The organism is Anaerovorax odorimutans DSM 5092 (assembly GCF_000426305.1).
Taxonomy (GTDB): domain Bacteria; phylum Bacillota; class Clostridia; order Peptostreptococcales; family Anaerovoracaceae; genus Anaerovorax; species Anaerovorax odorimutans.
This window is the reverse complement of sequence record NZ_AUFC01000035.1, coordinates 22,576-28,575: the sequence shown is the minus strand read 5'-3', so window position 1 is coordinate 28,575 and position 6,000 is coordinate 22,576. Positions and strand designations below refer to the sequence as shown.

Annotated in this window: 4 protein-coding genes and 1 pseudogene; 1 reads left to right on the top strand and 4 read right to left on the bottom strand. The window is 28.8% G+C overall.

All coding sequences use genetic code 11. The features are described 5' to 3' along the window. Nucleotides 1-171: pseudogene (locus K292_RS19650) on the top strand (IS256 family transposase); the annotation flags it as partial. Nucleotides 172-343: 172 nt separating this feature from the next. Here K292_RS19650 and K292_RS0111665 read toward each other — a convergent pair. The 4 genes from K292_RS0111665 to K292_RS17040 all read right to left on the bottom strand — a co-directional run bounded on the left by K292_RS0111665 (nt 344) and on the right by K292_RS17040 (nt 5,056). Next, nucleotides 344-2,113, bottom strand: coding sequence for an amidohydrolase (locus tag K292_RS0111665; protein ID WP_051280697.1), 1,770 nt, complete (start codon nt 2,111-2,113; stop codon nt 344-346). A gap of 174 nt (nt 2,114-2,287) precedes the next feature. Continuing rightward, nucleotides 2,288-2,701, bottom strand: a complete 414-nt coding sequence (locus tag K292_RS0111660) for a DUF2752 domain-containing protein (protein ID WP_037373151.1) — start codon at nt 2,699-2,701, stop codon at nt 2,288-2,290. Next, nucleotides 2,691-3,044: a DUF4234 domain-containing protein gene (locus tag K292_RS0111655; RefSeq protein WP_027399975.1), complete on the bottom strand. Its 354-nt coding sequence runs from the start codon at nt 3,042-3,044 to the stop codon at nt 2,691-2,693. Before K292_RS0111655 ends, K292_RS0111660 begins: the two co-directional genes overlap by 11 nt. A gap of 284 nt (nt 3,045-3,328) precedes the next feature. After that, the gene (locus K292_RS17040) at nt 3,329-5,056 is read right to left on the bottom strand and encodes a methyl-accepting chemotaxis protein (protein WP_051280696.1); all 1,728 of its coding nucleotides are present in this window, start codon (nt 5,054-5,056) and stop codon (nt 3,329-3,331) included. Nucleotides 5,057-6,000 lie beyond the last annotated feature (944 nt).

Below are 6,000 nucleotides of genomic sequence, written 5' to 3'. Positions count from 1 at the left end.
TACAAGAAATTAAATGCTCAAAGAAGTGTATTCCCAAATGATAAGGCACTTTTAAAGTCCCTTTATCTTGCTACACTTCAAGCCACAAAAAAATGGAGCCAGCCACTTAAAAACTGGGGTAAGGTATATGGTGAATTTTCAATTATGTACGAGGAAAGATTCCAATTTTAAAAGCAGCAAAATATGGTAATAAATTACATCTTTATTAAAGATGTTCTTGACATGCTTAGAAAAATTTAATATATTGAAAACAGTTAAGGTCAGCTCAAATGAGCCGACCACATTTAAAATCTTATCATAGAAAGTTAATTTACAGACTTTTTTTCATACACTCAAAATTTATTTAAAGTTCGCCGCTAACCACTTTGCCATTAAACATTGTTGCTATTATTTCAATACCATCTATTTTAAGGGGATCCATATTAATAATATCATCATTAATTATAACCAAATCTCCGCATTTACCTGCTTTTAGAGATCCAATTTCATCCTCTCTATATAATTGATAAGCTCCATTAATTGTATATGCTTTAATTATATCCTCAATAGAAATTCTTTCGTCTTTGTTTAATAAATATTTAGGATCATCCACGTCTTTAATATCTTCGACACCGTAATAATCAGCATTATTCAAATTTCTTGTAACAGCTGTTTCCATAGCCCAGAATGGATTATTAATTGGTGAAACAGGATGATCACCTGAAGAGGTTAAAATAGCTCCATTATCTAAAAGTGATTTAACAGGATATTCTTTCTCGGCTCTTTCCTTGCCTAATGCAATCAAATCTACAACTTCCCACCATTCAGGTTCTTTAAAATGCCAAAATGGCTGAAGTGCTGCAATAACTCCCAATTCGCCAAATCTAGCTTTATCAGCATCGTTCACAACCTGCAAATGCGTAATTACATTCCTTGCATCCATTTCACTGTTTTGCTCCTGTGCATATTCCATAGCATCTAATACAAGTTTTGTAGCTTCATCACCGATAGAATGAACATGAATTTGAAATCCCTCTTCCATAGTTCTATCAAAATATGTTTTTAATTCTTCAGGATCCCAATAAAATTCTGATCTATAATCAGGATCTAATCCAGCAGCAGCATCATACGGCTCAGTTAAATATCCCGTCATTCCTTCTATAACTCCATCCGCGAAATATTTAACAGTGCTAACCTTGATTAAATCAGAATTTAATTCTTCTCTCATATCTTTTGCTTCTTGTAATTGTTGTTCAAACTCTTTATCATTCTCTATAATACCAGACATATTTACCCTCATTGTCAACTTCCCATCATTTTCTAGATTTTTATATATGTCAGCATCTACTGAAGATGGTGCAATTGACATTATAGCAGTATATCCCCATTTATGCATGCTATCCTGAAAATATTCTAAAGCTTTATTTTGCTGCTCCTTTGTAAAAGTTTGCTCCATACTGATTAAATTTGAAGCATCCGTTAAAGTCCCCCAAAGTTCACCACTTAAAGGATCTTTTTGAATCAGTCCGCCTGCAGGATTTGGAGTATCTTTTGTAATACCGTTCAATTCAAAAGCCTTACTGTTAAGCCACAAATTATGTCCGTCATTTGATGTTAAAATTATAGGTTTATCAAGGCAAATTTCATCTAGCCATTCCTTTTTTGGACCCTTAGCATCACCTGCCATACCAATAGAGAATCCTTCCCCCCAATATTCTTCCATATCAGGATTTTCTGTAATATATTTTTCTATAGCCTCTAATGTTTGATCTTTAGTAATAGTATCATATAAATATATACTATATAATTTAGTTAATGCAGTCCCAGGAGTATGTACATGAGCATCTACTATTCCTGGTAATACGGTTTTACCTTTTAAATCAACTACTTTCGTATCATCTCCTATATAACTTTCTACATCTTTATCTGCTCCAACAGCTAATATTTTACCATTATTACCTATTGCAATTGCCTTCATAGGATTTTCTGACCAATCATCCCCATCAACAGTATAAATATTACCATTTTCTAATACTGTAGCAGCCATATTTGCAGGCTTATTGCTACATCCTGTAAACACAGTCACAGTCAATACCAAACATAATAAAATACTTAAAACTTTTTTAGTTTTCATAATTTACCTCCTTTGGTTAAATTAATTTATTCGTATGAATTTTAACACTATTCAGAATATTTGTAAATTATTAATCTAGCAATAACAATGTATTATTTTGTTATTAGCAAAAATTTTTTAAAATAAAAAAGCTTTCAAAATATTGAAAGCCTTAAATAATTCTTTTTTTATAAATTACAGTGGTGTAGGTTGTGAATAAATAAACACTAAAATATTTCTAATAATTCCAAAAGTAATAAAATATATAACTAAAACCCAAACTACTATATTTTGCCCTTTTGTTAATCTGGTATTTCCTGATTTAATATATTTTATAATTACTTGCGCGGCTATAATTATCATAATTGGCAAAGCCAGCATAACTCCCTGATTATAAGAAAATGCACCTTTAAAGTTAAAATGCAATAATGCAATACACATACGAGATATCCCACATCCAGGACAATATAATCCGGTTACAGTATGAAATACGCATGGAATTCTAATACTATAATAAGAATATAAATAGGCATACATAAGGCCGGCACAGAAAACTATACCAGCCCATAATGTTACTCTTATTATTCTATTCTTCTTTCTAGTGTCCATTATAATTTAATTTTATCCTATTTATTTCACTTTGCATTAATGCCATACCTATAATATTCAGTCCAAATAAAGCTAAAACCAAATACAAAATGCTTAATTCTGAACTTCCTTGATTTCCTGAGTTCTTTGCAATAGTGATTTGTTCTCCCATTTTATATGCCCAATATATTGTGTAAATTCCACAGGTTATAATCGAAAAAACAACAACCAGTGATCCTTCTGTACCAGGCTCATTTGATATATTATTTGTATCATTATTTATGCAATACATCCAATAGAGACCAAATATTCCACAAGTCAATAAAGTAGCAATTATATATAGTGCTATATTTCTTTCTTCCATTAAACTCTTTCCTACTTTCCCTCAATTTTATAAACTTCACCACAAAACTAGTTTTAGGCGCAAACTTATAGTTATTATACTATATATTAATGGATAAAGTAAAGAATTACTTTATCCATTAATATCATAAATAACCTATTCTATTATATTAAGTCTATAACTTAAATATCCTTATTCTAAAAATATTAAATATATGAAAATCTTCACTAGAGATTTATTTTTAAGAGAAAATAATATCAATAGAATTCATATTTTCAGATTATACTTTTTAATTTATATTTATTCTATATATTAAAAGATTCCTTAATGTCAGCATTTTTCCCTAAATTTACGCCATCAATATCTTTAACTTTAAATTTATTTACTGCCTGTTTCATAATTTCAGCCTGCCCAGATAATTCTTCAGCAGCAGCAGCACTCTCTTCGCTTGTAGCTGAATTATTTTGAATTACAGTTGAAATTTGTTCAATACCTAAATTAATTTGAGAAATGGATGCTGCTTGTTCGTTGGTAGCATTATTAACCTGTTCTATTAATCCAGTGGTTTCTTCTGCACCCTGAACAACATTTAAAAGTGCTTCCGCAGTTTCATTTGCTATTTTTATTCCTTTATCTACAGCTGCAATAGAACTGCTTATTAATGAAGTAGTATTTTTTGCAGCTTCTGCACTTTTACTTGCCAAATTTCTTACTTCTTCTGCTACAACTGCAAAACCTTTGCCGGCAGTACCAGCTCTAGCTGCTTCTACAGCAGCATTTAACGCTAATATATTGGTTTGAAATGCAATGTCTTCAATAGTTTTTATAATTTTACCTATTTCATTTGAAGATGCATTTATACCATCCATAGCTCCCATTAATTCTTTCATTTGATTATTACTATTTTCTATTGCATTTGATGAATTAATAGCCATTTCCTTAGCCTTATTTGAATTTTCTGCATTAGCCTTTACTTGATTTGAGATTTCTGATATTGAAGCTGAAAGTTCCTCTATAGAACTTGCTTGTTCTGTAGCACCTTGAGCTAAAGTTTGTGCCCCGCTTGATACTTGATCTGATGCATTATCGACCATCTCAGCAGATACTTTAATATCACCAAGCACAGTTGATATATGTATTATGAAGTTTGTAATTGATTCTTCAATACTCTCAAAATCACCAATGAATTTTTCAGGTGATTCAATGTCAAAATTTCCATTTGCCATGTCAAACATAGCATCATCAATACATTTAATATATTTTGATATTGTTTTACATGTCTCTCTATACTCTTCTGCCAAATCTCCAATTTCGTCCTTTGAATAATAATTTATTTCTAAATTCAAATTACCTTTAGCTACTTCTGTCGCTGCCCATTTAATTTCATCCAAAGGCTTATTTATGCTTTTTGTAATAATTACAGAAACGATAATTGATATTATAACTGAAATAATTAGCAATATACCTTGTAATATTAAAGCATTCTTTCTTACTTTTTCTGAATTTTCCACCATATTTTTTTCAACTTCAACTTTTTCATTATAGCATTTTTCCATTATAGAATTAGCTTCATCAAATATTGGATTAAATTGGTTATTCAGTATACTTAATGATGTTTCATTATCATTTTTTAATGCGCTATCAATTACTTTTAATCTAATATCTTTACCCCTTGACAAAGCTTCCGATAATTCACTGTAATTGTCCTCTAAGATACCGTTATTACTTTTTAACTTTTCCAGATTACTTGATATAAGATTGCTTTCTTCCACAGATTTATCACAATATTCTTTTGTTTCAGTCAAATCTGTAGTTGCAATAGCTTGATATAAATATCTTTGAATAGATACCATACTTTTTTGAATATCATCTATTGCTTCACTGTTAGGAATTATAATTTTATTGTATTTATCAACTTCAGAAGAAACCCTATTAATATTCCCCATTGAAAATAACATAGAAATAATCAATAATATTTCTATAATTGCAAAACCTGTTAAAATTTTATTTCTGATTTTCATATTTTTCCACATATAACCAAACTCCTTCACATTTATAATCTTTGCGATATTTGTTACTATATCAAATACTGCGTTGACAAAGCGTTGATTTTTGACAAAATTAGACAATATTTTTACGTAATTATTGACTTTTTTTTTAATTTTGAATATATTGAGTATATGTTGTCTTATAGTTCCCATAAATAATAAATAAAAAAGAGGTTGACGTTTGGGCTTATTAAAAACTAATTATCTTAATATAATTTATTACATAGTTTTCTTTATATCTATATTTTCTATTATTTTAATTCCATTATTTAGTTATTATCATAGTTCAATTACAGATGAGCCTAAAATATCTAATTATTCATTAGATATAAATAATTATTCATTAGACAAAAACAATAAAATATATCTTAATGGTCAATGGAAGTTCTATAAAAACGTATTTATTATATCTGATAATATAAATACTGAAAATAACGGGAACATATGTGAAATCGTTGAAATTCCAACTTTAAAAAAAAAGTCCAATTATAAAAGCTTTATGTATGGAAGCTATGAAATTAAACTTAAAAATATAAAAAATACAGATGATTTGGTAATTTTTATACCTAATTTTTCCGGTGCATATAGCATTTATTTGGATGGTCAATTAATCTGTAAAAGTGGGAACTTATCAAAAAATATAGATGATGTAAGCGCAAATATCAGTAGGCATATTTATTCTGCTAATATTAAGAAAAAAGAACATTATGATCTAGTTATAGAAATAGCAAGCAAAAAAAATGGTGGATTATATATGACACCAGTAATGACTTCTAAATATAATTCTGATAAAGAAATTTATATTATCATAGCTATATTTTTTATAATGTGCGGAATATGTTTTACGTGCTTTTTTTTATATTTAATATTTGCCTTAAAAATACATAATAAAACTTCTTTAATTTTCTCTTTCGAGATTTTTCTGGTTA